Here is a 25885-nt window from a genome sequence, read left to right as displayed (position 1 = left end):
ACCCCCTTTCCCCATCCTTTCGACAAGGAGAACGATGACCACCCTGGAGATCAAGAACCTGCAGGTCAGCGTCGAGACCGAGGACTCCGCCAAGGAGATCCTGCGCGGTGTCGACCTGACCATCAACTCCGGCGAGACGCACGCCATCATGGGCCCCAACGGCTCCGGCAAGTCCACGCTGGCCTACGCCATCGCCGGCCACCCGAAGTACGCCGTCACCGGTGGCGAGGTGCTCCTCGACGGCGAGGACGTCCTCGACATGGGCGTCGACGAGCGCGCCCAGGCGGGCCTGTTCCTCGCGATGCAGTACCCCGTCGAGGTGCCCGGCGTGACCGTGTCCAACTTCCTGCGCACCGCCAAGACCTCCATCGACGGCGAGGCACCGAAGCTGCGGCACTGGGTCAAGGACGTCAAGGGCGCTATGGAGTCGCTGCGGATGGACCCCTCCTTCGCCGAGCGCAACGTCAACGAGGGCTTCTCCGGCGGTGAGAAGAAGCGTCACGAGATCCTGCAGATGGAGCTCATCGAGCCCAAGATCGCCATCCTCGACGAGACCGACTCCGGCCTCGACGTCGACGCGCTCAAGGTCGTCTCCGAGGGCGTCAACCGGGTCAAGGACAAGACCGGCCTCGGCGTCATGCTCATCACGCACTACACCCGGATCCTGCGCTACATCCAGCCGGACTACGTGCACGTCTTCGTGAACGGCCGGGTCGCCGAGTCCGGGAGCCGTGACCTCGCCGACCGGCTCGAGGAGGAGGGCTACGACCGCTTCCTCACCGCCGCCGGCGCCTGAGGTAGCAGGACCCTGATGACGTCAGGACGGCCGACCGCAGCACCCCTGAGCGAGGTGGAGATCGCCCGGATCAGGGCGGACTTCCCGCTGCTCGCGCGCACGGTGCGCGGCGGCCGTCCGCTCGTCTACCTGGACAGCGGCGCCACCTCGCAGAAGCCGAGCGTCGTGCTCGACGCCGAGCGCGACTTCTACGAGCAGCACAACGCCGCCGTGCACCGTGGTGCGCACCAGCTCGCGGAGGAGGCGACCGACGCCTTCGAGGCCGCGCGGGCGACGGTGGCGAGGTTCCTCGGCGCGGACCCCGGTGAGGTCGTCTTCACCAAGAACGGCACCGAGGGGCTGAACCTGCTGGCCTACGCCTTCTCCAACGCCGCGGCGCCCGGGGCGCTGGACGGTGTACCGGGGGAGTGGGGCGACCGGCTCCGGCTCGGGCCCGGCGACGAGGTCGTGGTCACCGAGATGGAGCACCACGCCAACCTCGTGCCCTGGCAGGAGCTGTGCCGCCGCACCGGCGCCACGCTGCGGTGGATCGGGGTGACCGACGACGGCGAGCTCGACGTCCGGACGGACACTCTGCCCGGGCAGGGAGCGGGCGACCGGTCACCCCGTGCGTCCGAGGTCATCACCGGGCGCACCAAGGTCGTCGCGCTGACGCACGTCTCGAACGTCCTCGGGACGCTCAACGACCTCGGCCCCGACTCACCGGTCGTCGCCGCGGCCCGGGCCGTCGGCGCGCTCGTCGTCGTCGACGCGTGCCAGTCGGCGCCGCACCTGGACATCACCGCGCTGACGGCGCCGGGCTCCGGGGTGGACGCCCTGGTCCTCACGGGGCACAAGACGCTCGGCCCCAGCGGTGTCGGCGTGCTGTGGGCCCGACAGGGTCTGCTCGAGGCCATGCCACCCTTCCTCACCGGCGGCTCGATGATCGAGGTGGTCCGGATGGAGGGCTCCACGTATGCCCCCCCGCCGGCGAAGTTCGAGGCCGGGGTGCCGATGGCGGCCCAGGCGGTCGGCCTCGCCGCCGGACTGGACTACCTCTCCGAGGTGGGGATGGACCGGGTCCACGCCCACGACCAGCAGCTCATGGGGCATACCCTCGACCTGCTCGCCGACCGGCCCTGGGTCCGCGTGCTCGGCCCCGACCACGCCTCGCGCCGGGTCGGCGCGGTCGCCTTCGTCGTGGACGGCGTGCACCCGCACGACGTGGGCCAGGTGCTGGACGACTCCGGCGTCGCGGTCCGCACCGGGCACCACTGCGCCTGGCCGCTGCACCGCCGGCTCCGGGTGCCCGCCTCGACCCGCGCGAGCTTCGGGATCTACACCACGCTGGAGGAGATCGACGCCTTCGCCGAGGCGCTCGACCGGGTGCCGGGCATCTTCGGGATGACCGGGTGACGACGATGACGGAGACGGACCGCTGATGGACCTGTACGGCGAGCTCATCCTCGACCACGCCAAACGCCCGCAGCACGCCGGGCTGCGGGAGCCGTACGACGTCGAGGTCAACCACGTCAACCCGACCTGCGGCGACGAGATCAGCCTGCGGGTGCACCTCAAGACCCTCACCGGCGGTGCCGACGACGGTCGGCTGCTGCTGCGCGACGTGTCCTACGACGCGCTCGGCTGCTCCATCTCGGTCGCCTCGGCCTCCGTCCTCGCCGAGGAGTCGCTCGGCCGGCCGTTCGAGGAGACCCTGACCACCTACCGCCACCTGCACGCCATGCTCACGAGCAAGGGCCAGGACCGGGGCGACCCCGAGCAGATCGGTGACGCCGTGGCCTTCGCCGGTGTCGCGAAGTACCCCGCGCGCGTCAAGTGCGCCTTGCTGCCCTGGACCGCCTACCTCGACGCCCTCGCGCGCGCCGGTGCCGACATCTCCGCGGCCAGCGGGCACGGCGACGGCGCCGCGACCTGACCGGACCACCTACCCTGGAGGGATCATGACGACCACCACCCCGCCCAACGTCGCCGATGTCGAAGAGGCCCTGCGCGACGTCGTGGACCCCGAGCTCGGCATCAACGTCGTCGACCTCGGCCTGGTCTACGGCGTCACCGTGGACGCCGCGAGCCACGCGGTCATCGACATGACGCTGACCTCCGCCGCCTGCCCGCTGACCGACGTCATCGAGGACCAGGTCGCCCAGAGCCTGGAGGGTCTGGTGGCCAGCCACCGGATCAACTGGGTCTGGATGCCGCCGTGGGGCCCGGACAAGATCACCGAGGACGGTCGCGAGCAGCTGCGCGCCCTCGGCTTCAACGTCTGAGCCCGCACCGCCGATGAGCCCGGCCCACCCGGTCGAGGTCGCCCCCGAGCGCCTCGACGGGTGGGTCGCGCGGTTCACCACCTCGCACGGGGAGGTCACCAGGTCGGTCGCGCAGCGTGACCGGGCGGGGGCCTCCCCGTCGACGTGCCTGCACCTGGCTGCTGCCGACGGGTCGTGGGCGCGCCTCACCGGGTGGCAGGAGGCAGACCTCGCAGCGGGGCTGGCCGGCTTCGCGGCCCCGCCGCCGCTCCTCGTGCTGCTCGTGCGCCGGGGTGGGTATGCCGTGGCGCTCGTCTCCCCGAGCGGCGACCTGGTCGCCCACAAGGTGGGGACCAGGCACGTGCAGTCCCGCACCGCCGCCGGGGGCTGGAGCCAGCAGCGCTACGCCCGCCGACGGGGCCACCAGGCCGACGCGCTCGTCGAGGCCGTGGTCGGGCATTCCGCCCGGATGCTGCACCCGCCGTCCCCCTCCGACCGCCCGCTCGGTGCGCGCCGAGCGGCCGCGCCGCCTGCGTCGACCGACCGCACGCTCAGCGCCCTCGATCTCGGCGGGCTGGTGCTGGGTGGCGACCGGTCGCTCACCGCCGGGGTGATGTCTGGCCTGCTCGACGGTCCGAGCCTGCCGGCGCGCACCCGCAGCCAGCTGGCCGTGCTCCCGCGCCGCGAGCTCTACGACCTGCCCGACCCCCGCCGCTCGGTGCTCGACGACGCCGTCCGGCGGGGCCGGGCGGTGCTCGTGGAGGTCCACAACGCCTGACCTGCCGACCGAGCGTCGTTCGTGGTTGGCCTGGGCGCCACCGAGCGTCGCTCGTGGTGGGGCAGAGCAACCACAGGCGACGCTCGGTGGGGGAGGGGTCAGGCGGTGGCGGCTGCGTCCTCGCGGTCGGCAGCGTCGTCGGCCCAGGGCAGACCGCGACGGTCACCGTTGTAGGCGTCCTCGTCGAGGATGCCCTCGCGCTTGGCGACGATCGTCGGCACCAGCGCCTGGCCGGTGACGTTGGTCGCGGTGCGGCCCATGTCGAGGATCGGGTCGACGGCCAGCAGCAGACCCACGCCCTCCAGCGGCAGGCCGAGGGTGGACAGCGTCAGGGTGAGCATCACGGTCGCACCGGTGACGCCGGCGGTGGCGGCGGAGCCGAGGACGGACACCATCGCGATGAGCAGGTAGTCGGTGACGCCCAGCTGCACGCCGAAGAACTGCGCGACGAAGATGGCGGCGATCGCGGGGTAGACCGCGGCGCAGCCGTCCATCTTGGTGGTCGCGCCCAGCGGCACCGCGAAGGAGGAGTAGGCGCGGGGCACACCGAGGTTGCGCTCGGTCACCGCCTGGGTCACGGGCAGCGTGCCGATGGAGGAGCGCGACACGAAGGCGAGCTGCATCGCCGGCCAGGCGCCGGTGAAGAACTGCTTCACCGAGAGGCCGTGCAGGCGCAGCAGCACGGGGTAGAGCACGCCCACCACGATGAGCAGACCCGCGTAGATGGCGAGGGTGAACCGGCCCAGCGAGCCGGTGGTCTCCCAGCCGTAGGAGACGATCGCGTTGCCCAGCAGCCCCACGGTGGCGATCGGCGCGAGCAGGATGACCCACCACAGCACCTTCTGCACCACGGTCAGCGCGGAGCGGGTGAAGGCGAGGAAGGGGTCCGCCTCCTTGCCGACCTTGACCACGGCGATGCCGACGGCGATCGCGAGGACGAGGATCTGCAGCACGTTGAAGCTCAGGCTGACGCCGTCGTCGCCCTCGCGGGCGTAGATGCCCAGCGAGTTCGCGGGGATGAGCCCGGTGAGGAAGTCGAGCCACCCGCCGGTGCTGGAGGGGGCGGCGGCATCGGCCTCGGTGACGCCCGCCCCCTGCGCCGGGTCGACCAGCCAGCCGATGGTCATGCCGATGGACACCGAGACCAGCGCGGTGATGGCGAACCAGAGGAGCGTCTGCCAGGCCAACCGCGCGGCGTTGGTGACCTCGCGCAGGTTGGCGATCGAGGACACGATCGCGAGGAAGACCAGCGGCGGCACGATGGTCCGCAGCAGGGTGACGAAGGAGGAGCCGATGATCGACAGCGTCTCGGACAGCCACGTGGGGTTGTCGGCGCTGGCGCCGGTGGAGCGGGCGACGAGGCCGAGGACGACTCCGAGCACCAGGCCGATGAGCACCTGGGTGCCGAAGGAGACCCGGCGGAGGCGGGACAGCACGAGAAGGACCTTCCGTTGCAGGGATGGGAGCGAGGGCCGCCACCGTGCGGCAGGTCCACGACAGGACCATGGGGCCGGCATGCGGTATACCGTCGCGCCGGGACCTCACATCCCAACAGGAGGTTATGCCCGGACTATTCCTGGGCGGAGGCTGTGACCTCGCTCACCCCTGGTAGTCCTCGACGCTGCCGGCGTTGAGGGTGTCGCACTGGTTGGCGTCACCGGACTCGTAGCCGCGCAGGAACCAGCCCATCCGTTGCTCCGAGCTGCCGTGGCTCCAGGTGTGCGGGGTGACCTGTCCCTGCATCTGCTCCTGGATCGAGTCGTCGCCGACGGCCGAGGCGGCCGAGAGCGCCGACTCGACGTCCTCGCGGCTCAGCTCCTCCAGCAGCAGCTGGCCTTCGTCGTCCTGGGTCCGCGAGGCGTTGCCGGCCCACGCCCCCGCGAAGCAGTCCGCCTGCAGCTCGACGCGCACCGCGCCGGACTCCGGGCCACGTGGGTCCTGCTGGGAGTACTGCAGGGCGCCGGTGTAGTTCTGGATGTGGTGGCCGTACTCGTGCGCGAGGACGTACATCTGGCTGAAGTTGCCACCGTCCGCGCCGAGCTGGCCCTCGAGCTGGTTGAAGAAGCTGGTGTCGAGGTAGATGCGTCGGTCCAGCGGGCAGTAGAACGGGCCGACCGCGCTGGTGGCCCCGCCGCACTGGGTCTGCACCGATCCGGAGAAGAGGATGGCGTTCGTCGGGTCGGCGTCCGGGAGGACGGCGGTCCAGTAGTCCTCGAGCGAGACCATCGTCGCCCGCATCCGGCAGTCGACGTCGGCGTTGGCGTCCGCCCCCGTCTGGCACTCCGCGAGGTCGACGTTCTCCACCTGGGAGGCCTGCTGCTCCTGGCCGCCGCCCAGGACCTGCCCCGGGTCCCCGCCGAGGAGCATGACGACGAGCGCCAGGACGAGGGCACCGAGGCCACCTCCGACCGCGACACCGCCACCGCCGCCACCACCGCGGCTCGCGCGGCCGCTGCCGATGTTGGCGTTCTCCCTGAAGGTCATCGGTGCTGCCTCTCGGTGGGTGCGTGCCGGTCGGGTGACCGGCGCCTAGCGCGTAGACTAGCCATGCGGCCCCGGAGGTGCAGCCGACGCACCCGGGCGAGCCGCAGACCCGTTCCCTGCAGCGCCCGTCGTCGTGCTGCCGTCCGCCCGTGGAGGAGTGCCCGTGATCAGCGCCGCCGGTGTCGAGATCCGTGTCGGCTCCCGCCTCCTCATGGAGGACGTGACCTTCCGTGTCGGGGCCGGGGACCGCGTCGGCCTGGTCGGGCGCAACGGCGCCGGCAAGACGACGCTGACCCGGATGCTCTCGGGGGAGGGGCAGCCTGCCGCGGGCACCATCACGAGCACCGGCGAGATCGGCTACCTCCCGCAGGATCCACGCACCGGCGACCTGGAGGTGCTGGGGCGCGACCGGATCCTGTCGGCCCGCGGCCTGGACGAGGTCATCCGCGGGCTGCGCGCCGCCGAGGAGACGATGGCCAGCGCCGAGGAGGAGGCACGCGACCGGGCGATGGCGCGGTATACCCGTCTCGAGGCCGAGTTCACCTCCCGCGGGGGGTATGCCGCCGAGTCCGAGGCGGCGTCGATCGCGAGCAGCCTGGGGCTGCCGGACCGGGTCCTTGGGCAGCCGCTGGCCACGCTCTCCGGCGGACAGCGGCGGCGTATCGAGCTGGCCCGCATCCTCTTCTCCGGCGCCGACACCCTGCTGCTCGACGAGCCGACGAACCACCTCGACGCCGACTCCGTCGTCTGGCTGCGCGAGCACCTCAAGGCGCACACCGGCGGGCTCATGGTGATCTCGCACGACGTCGAGCTCATCGAGACCGTCGTCAACAAGGTCTTCTACCTCGACGCCAACCGACAGGTGATGGACGTCTACAACATGGGCTGGAAGGCCTACCTCGCCCAGCGCGAGGCCGACGAGCGACGACGGCACCGGGAGCGCGCCAACACCGAGAAGAAGGCCGCCGCGCTGCTTGCGCAGGCGGACAAGATGCGGGCCAAGGCCACCAAGGCCGTCGCGGCGCAGAACATGGCGCGCCGCGCCGAGCGGATGATGGCCGGGCTCGAGGGGGAGCGGCAGGCCGACCGGGTCGCCAAGCTGCGCTTCCCGACGCCGGCCTCCTGCGGCCGCACCCCGCTCACCGCGCAGGGCCTGTCCCGCTCCTACGGAAGCCTGGAGATCTTCACCGACGTCGACCTCGCCGTCGACCGCGGCTCCAAGGTCGTCGTGCTGGGCCTCAACGGCGCCGGCAAGACCACGCTGCTCCGGCTCCTGGCGGGCATCGACGCCCCGGACACGGGGGCGGTCGAGCCGGGGCACGGGCTCAAGATCGGCTACTACGCCCAGGAGCACGAGACGCTCGACGTGCGGCGCACGGTGCTGGAGAACATGAAGTCGGCGGCGCCCGACCTGGACGAGACCGAGACCCGCAAGGTCCTGGGCTCCTTCCTCTTCTCCGGCGACGACGTCGACAAGCCGGCCGGCGTGCTCTCCGGCGGCGAGAAGACCCGGCTCGCGCTGGCCATCCTCGTCGTCTCGGCCGCCAACGTGCTGCTCCTGGACGAGCCCACCAACAACCTCGACCCTGCCTCGCGGGAAGAGGTCCTCGCCGCGCTGCGTTCCTACCAAGGTGCCGTGGTCCTCGTCAGTCACGACGAGGGCGCGGTGCAGGCGCTCGAACCGGAGCGGGTCCTGCTGCTCCCGGACGGGGTGGAGGACCTCTGGGGGCGCGACTACGAGGAACTCATCGCCCTGGCCTGAGGGCGGGTCAGGAGACCACCACCGATGACCGTCGGCCTGCGCGGAGGCACCTTCCGCAGCTTCGCCAAGGACCAGTCCGTCAAGGACCACCGGATCGGCCGCGACACCGCACGCCGCGTCGCCGGCTACGGCCGCCCGTTCCTGGGCAGGATCGTGGTCTACCTGCTGCTGACCGTGCTCGCCGGCGGCCTGGTCACGGTCGTCCCGCTGCTGCTGGGCCGGATCATCGACCAGGGTGTCGAGGTGGGGGACCGCGACGTCGTGGTCCGGCTCGCGCTGCTCGTCGCCGGGCTCGCCGTCGTCGAGGCGGTCGTGACGGTGGTCATCCGGTGGTTCGGCTCGCGGATCGGCGAGGGGCTGATCTACAACCTGCGCCGCGAGGTCTTCGCGCACGTGCTGCGCCAGCCGATCGCCTTCTTCACCCGCGCGCAGACCGGCGCCCTCGTCTCCCGGCTCAACAGCGACGTCATCGGGGCGCAGACGGCCTTCACCTCGATCCTCTCCGGCTTCGTCTCCAGCCTGGTGCAGCTCGCGCTCATCCTCGTCGCGCTGTTCTCGATGAGCTGGCAGATCACGCTGCTCGCGCTGCTGCTCGTGCCGATCTTCCTCGTCCCGGCGCGCTTCATGGGCGCGCGCCTCTCCGCGCTCACCCGCAGGCAGATGGCGCTCAACGCGGACATGCAGGCACGGATGACCGAGCGCTTCAACGTCGGGGGGGCGCTGCTGGTGCGCCTCTTCGGCCGCCCGGCCACCGAGGACGAGGAGTATGCCGAGCGCGCCGCCGGGGTGCGCGACTCCGGCGTGTCGATCGCCGTCAACCGGGTCTTCTTCATGGCGGCGCTCGGCCTCGTGGCGGCGCTGGCGACGGCGCTGGTCTACGGGCTCGGCGGGCTCATGACCATTGCCGGCCAGCTGACCACCGGCACCCTGGTCGCGATGTCCGTGCTCCTCACCCGGATGTACGGCCCGCTCACGTCGCTGTCGAACGTGCGGGTGGACATCATGACCGCGCTGGTCAGCTTCGAGCGGATCTTCGAGGTCCTCGACCTGCGCCCCCTGGTGCGGGAGGCCGAGCAACCCGTCGCCATCCCCGCCGGCCCGGTCGACATCGAGCTGTCCGGTGTCGGCTTCTCCTACCCCGAGGCGGAGGAGGTCTCGATCGCCTCGCTGGAGCAGCGGCCGGAGGCGGAGACCCACGACGGCGACGGGCACACCGTGCTCCGCGGGATCGACGCGACGATCCCCGCCGGCTCGATGGTCGCCCTCGTCGGACCCTCCGGCGCGGGCAAGACGACCCTGACCACCCTGGTCACCCGTCTCTACGACCCCACCGCGGGCAGCGTGCGCATCGGCGGCGTGGACCTGCGCGAGGTCACCTTCGACTCGCTGCGGGACACGGTGGGGGTCGTCACCCAGGAGGCGCACATGTTCAACGACACGGTGCGCGCCAACCTGCGCTACGCCCGCCCGGAGGCCTCCGAGGCGCAGATCTGGCACGCGCTGGAGGGTGCCCGCATCGCCGACCTCGTGCGCCGGCTGCCGGACGGGCTGGACACCGTGGTCGGGGACCGCGGGCACCGGCTCTCTGGTGGTGAGAAGCAGCGCCTCGCCATCGCCCGGCTGCTGCTGAAGTCGCCGGCGGTCGTCGTGCTCGACGAGGCCACCGCCCACCTCGACAGCGAGTCGGAGGCCGCGGTGCAGCGGGCGCTGGACGAGGCGCTGCACGGGCGCACCTCGGTCGTCGTCGCGCACCGGCTGTCCACGGTGCGGGACGCCGACCTCATCCTCGTGCTGGAGGACGGCCAGGTGGTGCAGCGGGGCACCCACGAGCAGCTGCTCGCCGAGGGTGGGCTGTATGCCGCGCTCCACCGCACGCAGTTCCGCACCTGAGTCGCTGCGGTCGGCTCAGGCGTCCTCCTCGTCCCAGATCCGGACCTTCTTCTCCCGGCGGCCATGTGCGGGGGTGGTCGTCGCCGCGCTCCGGGACACGAGTCCCTCGTCCTGCGCCTGCCGACGCGCCATGACGAGGACGAGGATCAGCCCGACGGGGACCGTGAGCCACCACTGCAGGGCGTAGGCCAGGTGGGCGCCGAGGCCGGTGTCGGGGGCCTCGAGCTGCTCCGGCCGCGTCGTGGCGGGCGGCTCCTCGGACTCCAGCACGAGGTAGGCGCCGCGCGGCTCCAGGCCGGTGGCCTCGGCCAGCCCGTCGAGCGTGACCGAGCCGAGCTGCCCGGCCACCGGGTCCAGGCCCAGGTCGGGCTCGGACGGCAGCAGCCAGCCGGTCACGCTCACCTCACCGGCAGGCGCCTCCGGGACGTCCGGGAGCTGGGCGGCGGTGGCAGCGTTGGGCACCCAGCCGCGGTCCACCGCCAGCACCGTGCCGTCGTCCAGCCGCAGCGGCACCAGCACCTCGTAGCCGTAGACGCCCTGGTGCGGCCGGTTGCGGACCAGGTGCTGCTCGTCGGACAGGTAGGTCCCGGTGGCGCTGACCCGGGTCCAGCGCTGCCCGGCCCCGAGGTCGGAGCCCACGGGGAGCACCGCGTCCACCGGTGCCGGGTCGCCGCCGTAGTTGGCCTCGACCACGGCACGTCGCTCGACCTTGCTCTCGTGCCGCTGCCACTGCCAGGCGCCGAGGCCGGCGGTGACGATCCCGAAGACGACGGCGAGGACGAGATAGCCGAGCCAGCGCGGCCGGCGTAGGACCTGCCACACCTCAGCCGTCCGCCTCGGTCAGCTCGTCGACCCCCACGACCTCGAGGAGGAAGCCGCGCACCTGGACGAAGTCGCGCAGGTGCTCCCGGTGGTCCTCGCAGGCGAGCCACACCTTGCGCCGGTCCGGCGCGTGCAGCCGCGGGTTGCGCCACACGACCGCGTGCGCGGCGACACGACGGCACGCCTTGGCGCTGCAGACGAGCTGGCCGGTGGCCGCCCCCGTCACGGCGCGTCGGCGTCGCTGCGGGTATGCCTGCTGCTGAGCACCTCGCCGGTCAGCACGGTGTCGGCGCTCCCGGGCTGTGGTGCGGGCCGCGTCGGTGGGGCGTCCAGGCCCCGGGTGGGGGAGCGCGGCGCCTCGCCGGGTGCGCGTCGCTGGTCGACCGCATTGGCGAGCATGACGGCGAAGGCGGGGATGAGGGCGGCGAGGGCCACGGCCACCCAGGCGATGGCATACCGCTCGGTCATGAAGGCCCACACCGCCACCGGGAAGGACGCCGTGCGCACCCCCATCGCCAGGAGGTACTGCCACATCCGGCGCCGCCGGTCCTCCTCCACCGACCGCCTCGCGGCGGTCACCGCCTGGGCGGGACGCCGCGCCTTGCCGGTCGTGGTCGAGGTGCTGGGCACCCCTCCAGGATACGGCTACGGTGGCTCCGTGACGAATCACAGCGACACCCCCGACACCACCCCGTCAGCCGTGCTCGTGACCGGCGGCAACCGCGGCATCGGCCTGGCCATCGCCCGGGCCTTCGCCGGCGCCGGCGACGACGTCGTCATCACCCACCGCAGCGGTGAGCCGCCCGAGGGGCTGCGGGGCGTGCGCTGCGACGTCACCGACTCCGCGAGCGTCGACGAGGCCTTCAGCGAGGCCGAGGAGCTGCTCGGGCGGCCGGTGGACGTGCTCGTGGCCAACGCCGGCATCACCAAGGACACCCTGCTCATGCGGATGAGCGACGAGGAGTTCGACGCGGTGATCGACACCAACCTCGCCGGGGCCTTCCGGTGCGCCCGACGCGCCTCCAAGGGCATGATCCGCGCGCGGGCGGGCCGCATCATCCTCATCTCCTCGGTCGTCGGCCTCTACGGCTCGCCCGGGCAGACCAACTACGCCGCGTCCAAGTCCGCCCTCGTCGGGCTGGCCCGTTCCATCACCCGCGAGCTGGGCGGTCGCGGCATCACCGCCAACGTCGTCGCCCCGGGCTTCATCGAGACCGAGATGACCGAGCAGCTCCCCGAGGACCGGCGCAAGACCTACCTGGCGGGCATACCCTCCGGGCGCTTCGCCACGCCGCAGGAGGTCGCCGGCGTGGTGCGCTTCCTCGCCGGACCGGACGCGGCCTACATCTCCGGCGCCGTCATCCCGGTCGACGGCGGGCTGGGCATGGGGCACTGAGGCGAGAGCCCGTGGCCGGGCGTAATCGTGGGCCGGGCCGCAGCGCGTCGCGACTGCCGCCGCGTCAGGACGGACTAGAGTTCCCCTCATGCTCCTCGAGGGAAAGAAGCTCCTGATCACCGGTGTCCTCATGGACACCTCCATCGCCTTCCACGTGGCCCGGCTGGCCCAGGAGCAGGGTGCCGAGGTGGTGCTGACCTCCTTCGGGCGGACCATGCGGATCACCCAGACCATCGCCCGGCGGCTCCCGCAGCCGGCGCCGGTCATCGAGCTGGACGTGCAGGACACCGAGCACCTGGATACCCTCGCGAGCGGGTCGGCGAGCACGTGGACCGCCTCGACGGGGTGCTGCACTCGATCGGCTTCGCCCCGCAGGGCGCCTTCGACTTCCTCGGCGCGCGGTGGGAGGACGTGGCGACGGCGATGCAGGTCAGCGCCTACTCGCTCAAGGCTCTGGCGGTGGCCGCGCTGCCGCGGATGAGTGCGGGCGGCAGCGTCGTCGGGCTGACCTTCGACGCGCAGTACGCCTGGCCCGTCTACGACTGGATGGGAGTCTCCAAGGCGGCCTTCGAAGCGACGAGCCGCTACCTCGCCCGCGACCTCGGGCCGAAGGGCATCCGCTCCAACCTCGTGTCGGCCGGACCGATCTCGACCACGGCGGCCAAGTCGATCCCGGAGTTCGACCAGTTCGCGAGGTGGAGCGAGCACTCGCCGCTCGGGTGGGACGTCAAGGACCCGGTGCCCGCGGCGCAGGCGTGCGTGGCGCTGCTGTCCGACTGGTTCCCGGCGACCACCGGCGAGATCGTGCACGTCGACGGCGGCTTCCACGCCACCGGTTTCTGACGCGGGCTACCCGGGGACGACGGTCCCCTTGCCGACGACCACGAGCCCGGAGTCGGTGACCGTGAAGCCGCGCTCCCGGTCGTGGTCGTGGTCGACACCGATGTGCACCCCGGCGGGCACCTGGACACCCTTGTCGATGATCGCGCGGTGGATCTGGCAGGAGCGGCCGATCCCGACCTTGTCCATGAGCACCGAGCCGGTGACGTGGCTGAAGCTGTGGGCCATGACGCCGGGCGAGAGCACCGAGTCGGTGACCGTGGCCCCGGAGATCACGCACCCGGGGGAGACCGCGGAGTTCACCGCGTGCCCGACCCGGTCGCCGGACCCGTGCACGAACTTCGCCGGCGGCTGCGGGCCGTAGTTGGTGTAGATCGGCCAGGCGTCGTTGTAGAGGTTGAAGACGGGGTGCACGGACACGAGGTCCATGTGCGCGTCGTAGTAGGAGTCGATGGTGCCGACGTCGCGCCAGTAGCCGCGGTCCCGGTCGGTGGCCCCGGCGATCTCGTTGTCCTTGAAGTCGTAGACCCAGGCGTCGCCCTTCTCGACGAAGGCTGGGACGATGTCGCCGCCCATGTCGTGCTTGGAGTCCTCGTTCAGCGCGTCCACCCGCACGGCCGCCTCCAACGCCTCGGCGGTGAAGACGTAGTTGCCCATGGAGGCCAGCACCTCGTCGGGGGCGTCCGGCAGCCCCTGCGGGTCGGTCGGCTTCTCGAGGAACTCGCGGATCTGCCTCGGGTCCTCCGGCTTGACGTCGATGACCCCGAACTGGTCGGCCAGCCCGATGGGCTGCCGGATCGCCGCCACCGTGCACGCCGCACCGGTCTCCACGTGCTGCTCCACCATCTGGGCGAAGTCCATGCGGTAGACGTGGTCCGCCCCGACGACGACGACGATGTCGGGACGCTCGTCGTGCACGAGGTTGAGGCTCTGGTAGATCGCGTCCGCCGACCCGGCGAACCAGCTCTTGCCGAGCCGCTGCTGCGCGGGCACCGGCGCCACGTAGTTGCCCAACAGGGTCGACATCCGCCACGTCTTGGTGACGTGCGCGTCCAGGCTGTGCGACTTGTACTGCGTCAGCACGACCACCTTGAGGTACCCGGAGTTGACGATGTTGGACAGGGCGAAGTCGATGAGCCGGTAGATTCCCCCGAACGGGACCGCCGGCTTGGCCCGGTCGGCGGTGAGCGGCATGAGCCGCTTGCCCTCCCCCCCGGCCAGGACGATCGCGAGAACCTTCAGCCGTGTGCCTCGTTGCGCTGCCATGGCACCAACCTAGACGCAACGTCAACCTGTGGCGAGGGGAGGGAGCAGCGGATACGTTGGGAGCGTGCGCATCGACATCCTGACCCGCGAGTACCCACCCAACGTCTACGGCGGCGCCGGCGTGCACGTCGCGGAGCTGACTCGCGCGCTGCGGGCCCTGAACGGGGTGGAGGTGCAGGTCAGGGCATTCGACGAGCCGGCCGACGAGCCCGGCACCACGGGGTATGCCGTGCCCGAGGACCTCGCCGACGCCAACGGGGCGCTGCGCACCCTCGGGGTCGACCTCCTCATGGCCCGCGACGTCGCGGACGGGGGAGCCGACCTGGTCCACAGCCACACGTGGTACGCCAACATGGGTGGTCACCTCGGTGCTGCGCTCGCGGAGGTCCCGCACGTCGTCAGCGCGCACAGCCTGGAGCCGCTGCGCCCCTGGAAGGCCGAGCAGCTCGGCGGGGGGTATGCCGTCTCCTCGATGGCGGAGAAGGTCTCCTACGAGGGAGCCGCCGGGATCATCGCCGTCTCCGCAGGGATGCGTCGGGACATCCTGGCGGCCTACCCGGACGTGGACCCGGCCGTTGTGCACGTCGTGCACAACGGCATCGACGCCGAGCTGTGGCAGCGGGACACCAGCGAGCAGGCCGCGGACTTCGTGCGCTCGCAGGGGATCGACCCGGAGGCCCGGAGCGTGGTCTTCCTGGGCCGGATCACCCGGCAGAAGGGTCTGCCCTTCCTGCTCAAGGCCCTGCGGGCGCTCGACGACGACGTCCAGGTGGTCCTGCTCGCGGGCGCGCCCGACACCGAGGAGATCAAGGCCGAGGTGATCGGGCTCGTGGACCAGCTGCGCGACGAGCGCGGCGAGGGCGCGGCCCCGGTGGTGTGGATCGACGACATGCTGCCCCGGGACCAGGTCATCGCCGTGCTGTCGCACGCGACCGTCTTCGTCTGTCCCTCGGTCTACGAGCCGCTCGGCATCGTCAACCTCGAGGCGATGGCCTGCGGCGCCTCGGTCGTGGCGACCGCGACCGGCGGCATACCGGAGGTCGTGCTGGACGGTGAGACCGGCTGGCTGGTGCCGATCGAGCAGGTCCAGGACGGCACCGGCACCCCGGTCGACGAGGAGGCCTTCGTCGCCGACCTGGGGCGCGCCCTGGTGCAGGCGTGCTCGGACCCGCAGGAGGCGCAACGCCGCGGCGAGGCCGGTCGGGCCAGGGCGGTGGAGCAGTTCTCCTGGACGACCGTGGCGCAGCGGACGGTCGAGGTCTACCGGGCGGTCCTGGAGGGTCGCTCTCCCGACCTGCCCGAGCTCGGCTGAGGATCCCGCTTCGGCGCGCGGAGGGCCACGCCCGGGCATACCGTCGGGGCATGAGCGACATCCTGAGCAGCCACCCCTCGCGGGACACCTTCGACCAGCCGCAGCTCCGTGCCGCGATCGATGCGGCGTCGGCGTGCGCCTCCACCTGCGCCACCTGCGCCGACGCCTGCTTGCACGGCGACGACCCGGGCGGCATGGCGCGCTGCATCGACCTGTGCAACCAGTGCGCCTCGATCTGCCGGGCCGCCGCCGACGTCATGTCCCGGCCGGGCCCCAACGGTGACAGCTGGGAGGAGGTCGTGCGGGCCTGCATCGCGGTCTGCCGCGAGTGCGCCGACGAGTGCGGCAGCCACGACATGGACCACTGCGCGGCGTGCGCCCAGGCCTGCCGAGACTGCGCGGACGCCTGCGAGACGCTGCTCGCCGTCGCCGACTGAGGCCGGGCCCCGCCGGCTCAGCGCCAGCCGGCGAGGTGCAGCACCGCGGTGTTGGTCGCGTCGGCGAGCGAGGTCGCGGCCTGCGCGTGCAGCCGGCGGAGGGTCTGCCCACGTGCGCTGGTGGTCGCGAGGTCGACCGACTCCAGGTCGGGGTCCAGGCCGGCCTCGGTGAGCCGCAGGACGGTCGCCGCCAGCCCGATGAGCCGTTCCGCACGACCCGGCAGGCCGGGGGGCAGGCCCCAACGGTCGGCGTCGGCGAGGGCCCGGAGACGGTCCAGGGCGCGGTCGGCGGCCGCACCGAAGGGCGCACCACCGGTGGCGGCGAGGGTCTGCGTGTGCGCGGCGAGCTCGGTGCGCAGCGACAGTTCGAGCTGGCCGAGGTCCAGCGCCTCGACCCGGTGCGTCGGGTAGGGGTCGGCCCCGTGCAGCTCGAAGCGGACCGCCCAGCCCTGGTCGCCCTCCGGGCCGAACCGCTCGAAGTCGGGCACGAGCGCGCCCCCGAGGCCGGGGATGAAGACGCACTCCCGGGCGGCGCTGGCCGCGGCGTGCAGGTCGCCGGTGGCGGACGGCATACCCGAGAGGTCCCCGGGCCGGGGCAGGGCGACGAGGACGGCGCGCTCGCCGAGGCTCTGCCACATCGACAGCGGCTCAGCCAGACCCTCGACGTGGTCCAGGTCCGGCAGCGCTCGTGGAGCCACGCCGGAGACGTCGATCCGGCCGGCGTAGGCGGCGGTCGCCCACAGGGCGACGCGCACGCTGGCCGGGAGTTCGTGGTCGGGCATGGGGGCGATGGTAGGTGCCGGTGCGCCGACTAGAGTGGGCGGCCATGAGCGACGTCCTCGAATTTGCCGGCGTGGGTGTCCGCCGTGGGACCACGGACCTGCTGAGCGAGGTCGACTGGTCGGTCGAGGAGGGGGAGCGGTGGGTCGTCATCGGACCCAACGGGGCCGGCAAGACGACCCTGCTGCAGCTGGCCTCCGGCCGGATGCATCCGACGACCGGTGTCGCGGGCGTCCTCGGTGAGGTGCTCGGTGCGGTCGACGTCTTCGAGCTGCGGCCCCGGATCGGGGTGTCGAGCGCGGCGGTGGCCGACCGGATCCCGGCCGAGGAGCGGGTCAGCGACGTCGTGGTCACCGCCGCCTACGGGGTGGTCGGTCGGTGGCGCGAGCAGTATGACGAGACCGACGACCAGCGCGCGGGTGAGCTGCTCGACGCGCTCGGGGTCGCGCACCTCGCGACGCGGCGCTTCGGCACCCTCTCCGAGGGGGAGCGGAAGCGGGTGCAGATCGCCCGGGCGCTCATGACCGACCCCGAGCTCATGCTCCTCGACGAGCCCGCCGCCGGCCTGGACCTGCGCGGCCGGGAGGATCTCGTCGGGCGGCTCAGCCTGCTCGCGCAGGACCTCGACGCGCCGGCGCTGGTGCTCGTCACGCACCACGTCGAGGAGATCCCGCCCGGCTTCACCGACATCCTCATGCTGCGCGAGGGGCGGGTCGTGGCGGCCGGCCCCATCGAGCTCACCCTCACCGCGGAGAACCTCTCGGAGACCTTCGGGCTGCCGCTGGTGGTGGACCGGCACGGTGACCGCTGGGCGGCGCGCGCCGCCGCACCGGTCGGGGAACCTGCGTCGGACGCCGCAGACGGCGACGGGCAGCGGTGAGCGTCCTCGAGGTCGCGGCGATCATCCTCGCCGGCCTCGCGGCCGGGACCATCAACACCATCGTCGGGTCCGGCACGCTCGTGACCTTCCCCATCCTGCTGCTCTTCGGCTATCCGCCCGTGAGCGCCAACGTGTCGAACTCGCTCGGGCTCGTCCCCGGCGGGCTGACCGGGACGTGGGGCTACCGGCACGAGCTGCGGAGCCTCGGGCCCATGCTGAAGCGGCTCGGACCGGCGAGCCTGCTGGGCTCGGTCGTCGGCGCGCTGCTGCTCCTCTGGCTCCCCCCGGCCGCCTTCGAGGCGATCGTGCCGGCGCTCATCCTGCTGGCCCTGCTCCTCGTGGTCTTCGGCCCACGGCTGCAGCGGTGGGCCGCCCGGCAGCACGCCGACCGGATCACGCCCGGGCGCTGGGTCGCCCTGCTGCTGGGGATTCTGCTCGCCGGGGTCTACGGCGGCTACTTCGGCGCGGCGCAGGGTGTCCTACTCCTGGGCATCATGAGCATCCTGCTGCCGCTGGGGCTGCAGCAGATCAACGGGATCAAGAACGTCCTCGCCACGATCGCCAACCTCGTCGCCGCGCTGGTCTTCCTCGTCGTCGCACCCGAGCTCGTCGACTGGGTGGTGGTGCTGCTCATCAGCATCGGCTCGCTGCTGGGCGGGGTCGTCGGCGCCCGGGTCGGTCGCCGGATGCCGCCCGCGCTGCTGCGGGCGGTCATCGTCGTCATCGGCTCGGTCGCGATCGTCAACCTGCTGGTCACGTGAGCAGCGTGACGGACGAGCCGCCCGTCCCCGAGGGCGTCACCTGGATCGTGGACCCGCGCGACCCGCGGGTGCGGGACTACTTCCAGCTCACCGATGTCGCGCTGCGGCGTGTGCTCGAACCCGCGGAGGGTCTCTACCTCGCCGAGTCCGAGAAGGTCATCCGTCGCGCCCTCGCCGCCGGCCACCGTATGCGCTCGCTGCTGCTCACCCCTCGCTGGGCCGCCGAGCTGACGGAGCTGGTGCAGCCGGCGCTCGCGGCGGGCATACCGGTCCACGTGGGGACCGCCTCGGTGATCGAGGAGATGACCGGCTTCCACCTGCACCGGGGCGCGATCGCCGCCATGCACCGGCCCGAGCTCCCGGAGATCTCCGACGTGGTGCACGACGCACAGCGGGTCGCGGTCCTGGAGGACGTCGTGGACCACACCAACGTCGGCGCGGCCTTCCGCTCCGCGGCGGCGCTCGGGGTGGACGCGGTGCTGGTGACCCCGCGCTGCGCCGACCCGCTCTACCGGCGCGCGGTGCGGGTGTCGATGGGCACCGTCTTCCAGGTGCCGTGGACCCGGATCGATCCCTGGCCCGGGGGAGTGGACACGCTGCGCGAGCTCGGCTTCACCGTCGCCGCCTTGGCGCTCGCCGACGACGCGGTGAGCCTGGACGAGCTCGAGGCGGACCCGCCCGACCGCCTCGCCCTCGTGCTCGGCACGGAGGGCGACGGCCTGTCGCCGCGGACGGTGGAGAGCGCGGACCTGACCGTGCGCATCCCCATGGGTGGTGGGGTCGACAGCCTCAACGTGGCGGCCGCCTCCGCCGTGGCCTTCTGGGCGGTGCGGAACCGGGGGAGGTCATGAGCCGGCTGCTGGGCAGCTTCGCCGAGGGCGGCGAGGAGTACGAGCGGCTGCGCCCGTCCTACCCGGACGCCGCGGTCGACCTCCTTGCCCCAGGAACGGGAAGGGACGTCGTCGACGTGGCGGCGGGGACCGGCAAGCTGACCCGGCTGCTGGTGGCCCGCGGGCACCGGGTGCGCGCGGTCGAGCCGTCGTCCGCCATGCGCGCGACCCTGCGACGGGTGCTGCCCGAGGTCGAGACGATCGAGGGCACCGGTGAGGAGACCGGGCTGCCGGAAGGCTCGGCCGACCGAGTGACCTATGCCCAGGCGTGGCACTGGACCGACCCCGAGCGGGCGGGGCTCGAGGCGGCGCGGGTGCTGCGGCCCGGCGGGGTGCTGGCGATGGTGTGGAACATGTTCGACGACACGGTGGCATGGGTGGCCGACGTCGAGCGCGCCATGCACAGCAGCGAGCGGGCCTGGCAGCCCGAACCGGCCGGCGGAGTCGCCGCGAGCACGCCCGGCGGGCCGTTCGGCCCGCGTGGGCGCGGCCTGGTGCGGTGGACCGACACGGTGCCGCTGGACGACCTGCGCCTCGTCGTGCGGACCCGCTCCTACTACCTGGAGGGCACGACGGACGAGCGGCGCGGCATCGACGACGAGGTCGGTCAGGCCCTGGCCCGGCACTTCCCGGGATCCGGTGGCGAAGAGCGGGTGCACGTTCCCTACGTGACGACGGTGGACCGCTACGAGCGCGGCTGAACGGCCGTAGCCCCGGCCTCGGCCCGCGCGTCACGGCGGCGGAACCACCCGGCCAGGGTGGCGCCGGACAGGTTGTGCAGGATCACCGCTGCGGTGACCAGCAGGCCGGCCTCCACGAGCCGGTCGGCCGAGAGCGACACGACGATCGCCACGACCAGGCAGATGACCAGGACGGAGAACCACGGCATCACCGGGAGGACGCGTTGCACGAGGCGCGGCAGGAGCAGGCGCACCAGCAGCCCGAGGACGACCGGGACCAGCACGATGACCACGATGGTGCGGGCCGTGCCCCAGCCGTCGACCGGCAGCCCGCTCGCCGACGAGCCAGGGCGTGAGCAGCGGGGTGAGCAGCGGCGTGACGAGGCCCGCGCCGCCGGAGACCGGGCCGGCGACGGCATACCCGATGACCCCGGCGAGCAGGACCAGCAGCGGGAACAGGGTGACCGCGCGGTAGGCGCTGCGGTCCTGCGTCGTGGTGGCGGTGGTGGGCTGCGACATGGTGCTCAGCCCCTCACCACGACGGAGCGTCCCGTGGGAGTCGTGACCGTTCACGACTTCCACGGGACGCAGGTGTCGCTCTCAGACGGCGAGCCCGTCGACGACCCGGGCGCCGGGCAGATGGGCCGCCATCGCACCGGGCAGGCGCAGCTTGCTGCGTCGCACACCCGACCCGATGACGATCTGGTCCCGGTCCAGGACGCGGGCGTCGACCAGCACCGGCCAGTCGTGCGGCAGCCCGACCGGGGTGATGCCGCCGTACTCCATCCCGGTGCGCTCGACCGCGTCGTCCATGCCCATGAACGAGCACTTGCGCACGTCGAGCGTCTTGCGGACGGTCGTGTTGACGTCGGCACGGGTATGCCCGAGCACCAGGGCGGCGCACACGCGCTCCTGCCCCGCGCGCGATCCGGCGATCACGATGCAGTTGGCCATGTCCTCCATCGCCCACCCGGTCGCCTCGACCAGCACGGCGGTGTCGGCCTGGTCCGGGTCGATCTCGGCGACCTCGATGACGCCGACGTCGACGCCCGTTGCCTCGGTCCCCTCCTGGCGGAGGCCCTCCAGCGCCAGCCGCACCGGCTCTGCCAGCAGGTCCGGGCGGTCCAGGGGGGGCGCCCAGGCGAGGGTCACAGCTGGTAGGTGCCGGTGATCGAGCCTCGGGCCAGCACGTTGCCGAGCGTCATGAACTGCGCCTTGGCGATCGAGCTGGAGGCGTCGAGCCCGGTGTCGTCGGTGTCCAGGGCCCACACGGTGAAGACGTAGCGGTGGGGCACGTCACCCTCGGGCGGGGCGCAGCCGCCCCAGTCCTTGGTGCCGAAGTCGTTGGCCAGCGTGTAGGCGCCCTCACCGTGCTGGTTGCCGTACTCACCCGCCCCGGCGGCGAGGCTGGTGACGTCGGCGGGCAAACCCAGGATCGCCCAGTGCGAGAAGCCGCCCACGACGGGCGCATCCGGGTCGTGGCAGACCAGCAGGTAGGACTTCGTGCCCTCGGGCGCGCCGGACCAGGACAGCTGTGGCGAGGTGTTGCCGTGTCCGTAGCCGGCGTCGTCCGGCAGCGCCTCGCCGTCGGCGAAGTCCTCGCTGGTCACCTCCAGCGAGGCCGGCGCGGCCGGGAGAATGTCGACGGGGTGAGGGGGAGCGGTGCGGTCGAGGTCCATGGGCCGAACCTAACCCGCGTGCCCCCGGCCACGCACGTCGTCCTGGCCCGTCGGTGCGCCGTGACACAGTGGACGGTATGCCGCAGGACGCGCGTCGGTGCATCATGCACCTCGACCTCGATGCCTTCTTCGCGGCGGTGGAGCAGCGCGACAAGCCATCGCTGCGGGGGCGACCGGTCATCGTCGGCGGGCTGGGCGGCCGCGGCGTCGTCGCGACCGCGTCCTACGAGGCCCGGCGGTACGGCGCCCGCTCGGCGATGCCCACCATCGAGGCGCGGCGGCGCTGTCCCGCCGGGACGGCCTTCCTGGCTGGGCGGTTCGCCGCCTACCGCACCACCTCCGAGGTGGTGATGGCGATGTTGCGCGAGCGCTCGCCGCTGGTCGAGCAGGTGTCCGTGGACGAGGCCTACGTCGACCTGACCCCGCCCGGCGGGCCGCTCGGCTGGGACGACGACGTCGAGGCGTGGTGCCGGGAGCTGCTGGAGGGCATCGTGGAGGCGACCGGTGGGCTGACCGCCTCGGTCGGGCTGGCGACCACCAAGATGATGGCCAAGCTCGCCAGCGAGATGGACAAGCCCGCGGGGGTAACGGTGGTGCGCCCGGGGGAGGAGCTGGAGGTGCTGCACGCGCTGTCGGTCCGGGCCATCCCCGGGATCGGGCCGGCGACGGCCTCGCGGCTGCACGGGTTCGGGGTCGACACGGTGGCCGACCTGGCGCGCATGTCCGAGCCGGACCTGGTCTCGATCTTCGGCACCGCGCACGGTGGCGGCCTGCACCGGCTCGCCCGGGGCGAGGACGACCGCAGGGTCGTGGTGGAGCGGGAGGCGAAGTCGATCTCGGTCGAGGGGACCTTCGAGCACGACGTGTCCGACCGGTCCGCCCTCGAGTCGGAGCTGGCCCGGATGTCGCGGGGGTTGGCGGGCCGGCTGGAGCGGACCGGCGTCTTCGCCCGCACCATCACGGTCAAGGCCCGGCAGCACGACTTCACGACGCAGACGCGCTCCGGCACGCTGCCCTTCGCCACCGGCGACGCCGGCGTGATCGAGCGTGAGGGCCGGCGGCTGCTGCGCTCGGTCGATGTGACGTCGGGGCTGCGGCTGCTCGGGCTCGGCGTCGCCGGGCTCACCGCCCACGCGCAGGAGGAGCTCTCGCTGGAGACGGCATACCCCGAGCTGGGGGAGGTCGCCCTCCCGGACGCGGTGGGTGCGCTGGAGGACGCCTCCGACGCGCGCGACGTCGTGGCGCAGGGAGGCGACGGTGCGGACGAGGAGGAGCCGCCGCGGGCCGTTGCCGGCCGGATGCTGCCGGGGTGGCGCACCGGCCAGGACGTGCGGCACGACGAGCACGGAACCGGCTGGGTGTGGGGGAGCGGCCGGGGTGTCGTGACGGTCCGCTTCGAGGGTCCGCGCACCGCGCCCGGCCCGGTGCGCAGCTTCCGCGAGGACGACCCCGCGCTGCACCAGGCCGACCCACCGGAGTGGCGCGATCCACCCCCGTGACCGTGCTAGTCTTGACGGTCGTTGCGCATCTCCCACGGGTGCCGCAGCGACACCCTTGTCCGGGTGGCGGAATGGCAGACGCGCTAGCTTGAGGTGCTAGTGCCCTTAACGGGCGTGGGGGTTCAAGTCCCCCTCCGGACACTGTGGGTCGTTTGTGTGATCGGCCCGAAATCGTTTGCGAGTTCGCTCGTCGAAGTCAGCCGGGCTCCCAGATCTTTGGGAGTCCGGCTGACCTGTCGCTAGGGAAGGCCCTCGTGAGTGCTGCCTGGGGCTTTCAGAGACGTTCTGGTTGCTTCTGAGTGTGCCTGCGAGCACGTAGCGCCTGAGGTGGGGACCTTCGGGCACACCGAAGAGGAGCAACTCGCTCGGAGTGGCTCCTCAGGCGCTACGTGCTTCATTGGGCGGTGCATTGGCCAGCGCCGGGTCCTCCACGACGGAATAGTTGCGCAGACGATCGCGGCGGCGTGGGCCGAGGTTGCGCTCGCCCAGGTAGGTCACCGCCACCTTCTCCTTCAGCCATGAGATGGCTTTCCGGACGTTCGCGGCGGCGGTCAGGGCGGTGGCCACGAGCAGCAGAGCGGCCCAACCTCGTGCCAGACGCCGTTCGCTGTCGTCCAAGGGGTTGTGCGCACCGTTCTTCAGGCTCTTGTTGTTGGACTCGACGCTCTGTCGCGGGGGGCTGTACCAAGCGCGCCACTCCTCGGACTTGTAGGCGTACTCCTGACGGTGCTTGGCCCCTGCCGTGGGTGGGATGGTGATGCTCTTCTGCTCGCAGACCTGCACGGGCTCACGTGGGGTCTGCTGTTTGGTGATCCGTACGAGTGACTTGCCATCGGTCTTGGGGTGCATCTGTCGCAGCGGGCAGGAGACCGTGGCGTGAGGGCCAACGGCTGGGCACTGCTTGCGGATGTAGCCGTCCGTGTCAGCCTTCGCCTTGTCATGCAGGCGAAACGCTTGGCGGCGTTCTAGACGCTCTCGGTAAGTAGCATCGGGGATCGCCTTGGTGACGTAACGCTCGATGGAGGCATCCTTCAGTCCCTGGGGCGTGGCTGGGCAGGACCACTGACCGTCCACGAGTTCGGCTCCGGCATGGCTGGCAGTCACGCCCAGGTCGATGTCGGTGCGGTCGTAGTCCATGACCAACTTGTAGCCGCGAGCCCGCAGCGGAAGCGGAAGTCCTTCTGCCTTCGAGTTGGGTAGGTATGCCCGGTCTGCGATGAAGTGGCCTACGGGGACAGGCCCTTCGTGGCCGATGTCTTCGTAGGCCTTGGCCACGATGTCAACGACTGTGAGAGCGTTCTTGGCGATCCGCTTCCCTGGACGGTCCAGCGTGAAGGCGAGAGTCAACCGAGGGACAGAGTTCGTCCGGCTGACGGCCAGCAGCGTATGGGCCTCGCGTCCCCACCTCACGTCTGCCCGTCCAGCGCGAGCCGCCTGATCTCCGTCGTGGTCGCCGTCGCGCACGTACCAGCCGCAACCGGGGTCAGAAGAGGCGTAGAGGGAGGTGTTGCGCGGCGCGAAGGCCGGGGCCCTTAGAAAGGTGGCATCGAGTGCGACGTCACCGTGCCACTGACGGCGGACCTCGCGGGGCAGAAGCATCCACGTCCCCCTCAGGACCTCCGCGGCGAACTCATACGCCCTAGCGCGCCTCTTGGCCGCTATGGCGTGGTCGCGCTTGCGCGCCCTCTCCAGGAGAACTGTCCGGGGTAGCCGCTCGCGCAGACTCTCCGGCTCAGGGTCGATCAGGAAGCGCAAGCGCCGGTAGGCGCGGTATCCCCTGTGGTAACGACCGATGAGCGTCACTCTCTCGTCCCGGTCCTCGATCCCGATGCTGGCCAGCACGTCTCCCGGTGTCGTAGCGAGCAGGTGCGCCATCTCCAGCGATGACACTGGGCGACGGCTTAGGGCGAGGACCACGAGGAGGATGACGGCCTGGCTTGGAGTGATCCAGGCTTGGGGCCAGGGCGTGTTCGTCCTTGGCGCTCCTCGTTTTCCCATTCGTCCAAGAGCCCAGGCAGGTGAGACTGCCGCACGATGTAGTCGGCGGTCCTGAAGATCTGTGCGCTGCCCCCTATGGCCGCTCCCTCGGCGGGCCACAGGTCCATGCCGAAGTAGGCCGCCAGGGACGTGTCGTCCTCAGGGCCGTTCTTCGGCACGCGGGGCAGGGGCATTGATCAGCCACCGCTCCACAGCGACCTGCGCATCAAGCGGCGTACCTCATCCTGGGCGGGGTCCGGGACGAAGCAGAGAAGTTTCTCCAACGTGCGGAAGGTCTCCAGGCCGGCAGCAACAGCCAGTGGGCCAAGTGGTGTGCCCGCCACCATGTGATGCACGAGCCACGTGTTGCGCAGTCGGGATACGGCGGGGCGGAGCCTTCCCTCCGGTTGGGTGCGTGCCAGGAAGGAGTTGATGAAGTCCTTGTTCTCAGCGTTCTGACGCTGAGCCCCAATCACGAACTGATCGGGGTCGCGAGCCGCGACCACATCGACCAGGGCGTCCTCCCAGGCTGCCAGGACCGGGACGTCGCGAGCGGACCCCGGGCGGTCGATGTGGACTAGTGTCGCGCGTCTGAAGTTGTTTGACGGGTTGCGCGGGGGTCGGCGGTCTTGCCTCCAGGTGCTCGGGGGAGAGCCGTCCAGCCCTCTGACCGGGAGCTTGCGTGCAGCGGGCAATGTGGGCAGGATGAAGTT

27 protein-coding genes, 1 tRNA gene and 1 pseudogene are annotated in these 25885 nt (G+C 71.9%); 17 read left to right on the top strand and 12 right to left on the bottom strand.

What is annotated here, in order from left to right; genetic code table 11:
* Positions 1 to 34 precede the first annotated feature (34 nt).
* From sufC to BJF86_RS02855, 5 genes are read left to right on the top strand one after another with little or no spacing between them, the layout of a single operon-like run.
* Positions 35 to 796, top strand: coding sequence for a Fe-S cluster assembly ATPase SufC (sufC, locus tag BJF86_RS02875; protein WP_075816889.1), 762 nt, complete (start codon positions 35 to 37; stop codon positions 794 to 796).
* Positions 797 to 811: 15 nt separating this feature from the next.
* A complete protein-coding gene (locus BJF86_RS02870) occupies positions 812 to 2191 on the top strand; it encodes a SufS family cysteine desulfurase (RefSeq protein WP_075816888.1) in 1380 nt (459 codons plus the stop codon).
* A 25-nt stretch (positions 2192 to 2216) separates the two neighbouring features.
* Entirely contained in the window at positions 2217 to 2711 is a 495-nt protein-coding gene (sufU, locus tag BJF86_RS02865; RefSeq protein WP_075816887.1) for a Fe-S cluster assembly sulfur transfer protein SufU, read from the top strand.
* Positions 2712 to 2736: 25 nt separating this feature from the next.
* A complete protein-coding gene (locus BJF86_RS02860) occupies positions 2737 to 3060 on the top strand; it encodes a metal-sulfur cluster assembly factor (protein WP_022924030.1) in 324 nt (107 codons plus the stop codon).
* Between the two features lie 13 nt (positions 3061 to 3073).
* Complete coding sequence (locus BJF86_RS02855) at positions 3074 to 3817, top strand: acVLRF1 family peptidyl-tRNA hydrolase (RefSeq protein ID WP_075816886.1); 744 nt, start codon at positions 3074 to 3076, stop codon at positions 3815 to 3817.
* 98 nt (positions 3818 to 3915) lie between these two features.
* Here BJF86_RS02855 and BJF86_RS02850 read toward each other — a convergent pair whose 3' ends face one another.
* Together BJF86_RS02850 and BJF86_RS02845 are read right to left on the bottom strand one after the other, a co-directional pair.
* On the bottom strand, positions 3916 to 5253 hold the full coding sequence (locus BJF86_RS02850; protein ID WP_075816885.1) for a dicarboxylate/amino acid:cation symporter: 1338 nt from the start codon (positions 5251 to 5253) through the stop codon (positions 3916 to 3918).
* Positions 5254 to 5416: 163 nt separating this feature from the next.
* Entirely contained in the window at positions 5417 to 6301 is an 885-nt protein-coding gene (locus tag BJF86_RS02845) for a neutral zinc metallopeptidase (protein ID WP_075816884.1), read from the bottom strand.
* 163 nt (positions 6302 to 6464) lie between these two features.
* Between BJF86_RS02845 and BJF86_RS02840 the strand changes: the two genes are divergently transcribed.
* On the top strand, positions 6465 to 8063 hold the full coding sequence (locus BJF86_RS02840) for an ABC-F family ATP-binding cassette domain-containing protein (RefSeq protein WP_075814076.1): 1599 nt from the start codon (positions 6465 to 6467) through the stop codon (positions 8061 to 8063).
* A 24-nt stretch (positions 8064 to 8087) separates the two neighbouring features.
* A complete protein-coding gene (locus tag BJF86_RS02835) occupies positions 8088 to 9953 on the top strand; it encodes an ABC transporter ATP-binding protein (protein ID WP_075816883.1) in 1866 nt (621 codons plus the stop codon).
* Between the two features lie 15 nt (positions 9954 to 9968).
* On the opposite strand, the gene BJF86_RS02830 is transcribed toward BJF86_RS02835, so the two are convergent.
* Genes BJF86_RS02830 through BJF86_RS02820 form a run of 3 tightly spaced genes read right to left on the bottom strand, consistent with a single transcriptional unit; the run spans position 9969 to position 11405 of the window.
* Positions 9969 to 10775 carry an SURF1 family protein gene (locus tag BJF86_RS02830; protein ID WP_075816882.1) on the bottom strand — a complete coding sequence of 269 codons (807 nt, stop codon included), beginning with the start codon at positions 10773 to 10775 and terminating at the stop codon, positions 9969 to 9971.
* A gap of 1 nt (position 10776) precedes the next feature.
* Positions 10777 to 11001, bottom strand: a complete 225-nt coding sequence (locus tag BJF86_RS02825) for a hypothetical protein (protein WP_075816881.1) — start codon at positions 10999 to 11001, stop codon at positions 10777 to 10779.
* Entirely contained in the window at positions 10998 to 11405 is a 408-nt protein-coding gene (locus BJF86_RS02820) for a DUF3099 domain-containing protein (RefSeq protein WP_075816880.1), read from the bottom strand. Before BJF86_RS02820 ends, BJF86_RS02825 begins: the two co-directional genes overlap by 4 nt.
* Before the next feature lie 28 nt (positions 11406 to 11433).
* Here BJF86_RS02820 and fabG point away from each other — a divergent pair, with 28 nt between their 5' ends.
* Both fabG and fabI read left to right on the top strand, forming a co-directional pair.
* Positions 11434 to 12171, top strand: coding sequence for a beta-ketoacyl-ACP reductase (gene fabG, locus BJF86_RS02815; RefSeq protein ID WP_187345586.1), 738 nt, complete (start codon positions 11434 to 11436; stop codon positions 12169 to 12171).
* Between the two features lie 88 nt (positions 12172 to 12259).
* Positions 12260 to 13014 (top strand): annotated as a pseudogene (fabI, locus tag BJF86_RS02810) (enoyl-ACP reductase FabI).
* Positions 13015 to 13020: 6 nt separating this feature from the next.
* On the opposite strand, the gene glgC reads toward fabI, so the two are convergent.
* On the bottom strand, positions 13021 to 14277 hold the full coding sequence (gene glgC / locus BJF86_RS02805; RefSeq protein WP_075816879.1) for a glucose-1-phosphate adenylyltransferase: 1257 nt from the start codon (positions 14275 to 14277) through the stop codon (positions 13021 to 13023).
* Between the two features lie 64 nt (positions 14278 to 14341).
* On the opposite strand from glgC, the gene glgA reads away from it, so the two are divergent.
* Positions 14342 to 15589, top strand: coding sequence for a glycogen synthase (gene glgA, locus BJF86_RS02800; RefSeq protein ID WP_075816878.1), 1248 nt, complete (start codon positions 14342 to 14344; stop codon positions 15587 to 15589).
* 50 nt (positions 15590 to 15639) lie between these two features.
* Positions 15640 to 16026 carry a four-helix bundle copper-binding protein gene (locus tag BJF86_RS02795; RefSeq protein ID WP_022924018.1) on the top strand — a complete coding sequence of 129 codons (387 nt, stop codon included), beginning with the start codon at positions 15640 to 15642 and terminating at the stop codon, positions 16024 to 16026.
* Positions 16027 to 16043: 17 nt separating this feature from the next.
* Here the strand turns inward: BJF86_RS02795 and BJF86_RS02790 are convergent, their stop codons facing one another.
* Complete coding sequence (locus BJF86_RS02790; protein WP_075816877.1) at positions 16044 to 16808, bottom strand: hypothetical protein; 765 nt, start codon at positions 16806 to 16808, stop codon at positions 16044 to 16046.
* 44 nt (positions 16809 to 16852) lie between these two features.
* On the opposite strand from BJF86_RS02790, the gene BJF86_RS02785 reads away from it, so the two are divergent.
* The 4 genes from BJF86_RS02785 to BJF86_RS18250 are packed head-to-tail and all read left to right on the top strand — an operon-like array spanning position 16853 to position 20038.
* On the top strand, positions 16853 to 17686 hold the full coding sequence (locus BJF86_RS02785) for an ABC transporter ATP-binding protein (RefSeq protein WP_075816876.1): 834 nt from the start codon (positions 16853 to 16855) through the stop codon (positions 17684 to 17686).
* On the top strand, positions 17683 to 18447 hold the full coding sequence (locus tag BJF86_RS02780; protein ID WP_075816875.1) for a sulfite exporter TauE/SafE family protein: 765 nt from the start codon (positions 17683 to 17685) through the stop codon (positions 18445 to 18447). The genes BJF86_RS02785 and BJF86_RS02780 overlap by 4 nt, the downstream gene beginning before the upstream one ends.
* Positions 18444 to 19298 carry a TrmH family RNA methyltransferase gene (locus BJF86_RS02775; RefSeq protein WP_414819925.1) on the top strand — a complete coding sequence of 285 codons (855 nt, stop codon included), beginning with the start codon at positions 18444 to 18446 and terminating at the stop codon, positions 19296 to 19298. The genes BJF86_RS02780 and BJF86_RS02775 overlap by 4 nt, the downstream gene beginning before the upstream one ends.
* On the top strand, positions 19295 to 20038 hold the full coding sequence (locus BJF86_RS18250) for a class I SAM-dependent methyltransferase (RefSeq protein WP_075816874.1): 744 nt from the start codon (positions 19295 to 19297) through the stop codon (positions 20036 to 20038). The genes BJF86_RS02775 and BJF86_RS18250 overlap by 4 nt, the downstream gene beginning before the upstream one ends.
* Here the strand turns inward: BJF86_RS18250 and BJF86_RS02765 are convergent.
* The 3 genes from BJF86_RS02765 to BJF86_RS02755 form a co-directional block, all read right to left on the bottom strand.
* The gene (locus BJF86_RS02765) at positions 20023 to 20436 is read right to left on the bottom strand and encodes a hypothetical protein (RefSeq protein WP_075816873.1); all 414 of its coding nucleotides are present in this window, start codon (positions 20434 to 20436) and stop codon (positions 20023 to 20025) included. The two genes, BJF86_RS18250 and BJF86_RS02765, sit on opposite strands and share 16 nt — an antisense overlap.
* Positions 20437 to 20617: 181 nt before the next feature.
* On the bottom strand, positions 20618 to 21169 hold the full coding sequence (locus BJF86_RS02760) for a YbaK/EbsC family protein (RefSeq protein WP_075816872.1): 552 nt from the start codon (positions 21167 to 21169) through the stop codon (positions 20618 to 20620).
* Complete coding sequence (locus BJF86_RS02755) at positions 21166 to 21696, bottom strand: YbhB/YbcL family Raf kinase inhibitor-like protein (RefSeq protein ID WP_075816871.1); 531 nt, start codon at positions 21694 to 21696, stop codon at positions 21166 to 21168. Before BJF86_RS02755 ends, BJF86_RS02760 begins: the two co-directional genes overlap by 4 nt.
* Before the next feature lie 77 nt (positions 21697 to 21773).
* Here BJF86_RS02755 and BJF86_RS02750 point away from each other — a divergent pair, with 77 nt between their 5' ends.
* A complete protein-coding gene (locus BJF86_RS02750; protein ID WP_075816870.1) occupies positions 21774 to 23195 on the top strand; it encodes a DNA polymerase IV in 1422 nt (473 codons plus the stop codon).
* A 57-nt stretch (positions 23196 to 23252) separates the two neighbouring features.
* Positions 23253 to 23336, top strand: a tRNA-Leu gene (locus BJF86_RS02745).
* A 237-nt stretch (positions 23337 to 23573) separates the two neighbouring features.
* On the opposite strand, the gene BJF86_RS02740 is transcribed toward BJF86_RS02745, so the two are convergent.
* Positions 23574 to 25037 (bottom strand): hypothetical protein, encoded by a 1464-nt coding sequence (locus BJF86_RS02740; RefSeq protein WP_075816869.1) that lies wholly within the window; start codon positions 25035 to 25037, stop codon positions 23574 to 23576.
* 332 nt (positions 25038 to 25369) lie between these two features.
* Positions 25370 to 25885, bottom strand: a 516-nt coding sequence (locus tag BJF86_RS18600; protein WP_237768053.1) for a hypothetical protein, incomplete at its 5' end; no start/stop codon positions are given.

Origin of the sequence: Serinicoccus sp. CNJ-927, assembly GCF_001942435.1 — a bacterium.
Lineage (GTDB): Bacteria > Actinomycetota > Actinomycetes > Actinomycetales > Dermatophilaceae > Ornithinicoccus > Ornithinicoccus marinus.
The sequence above is the reverse complement of the archived record's forward strand: the minus strand, read 5'-3'. Positions and strand labels throughout refer to the sequence as shown.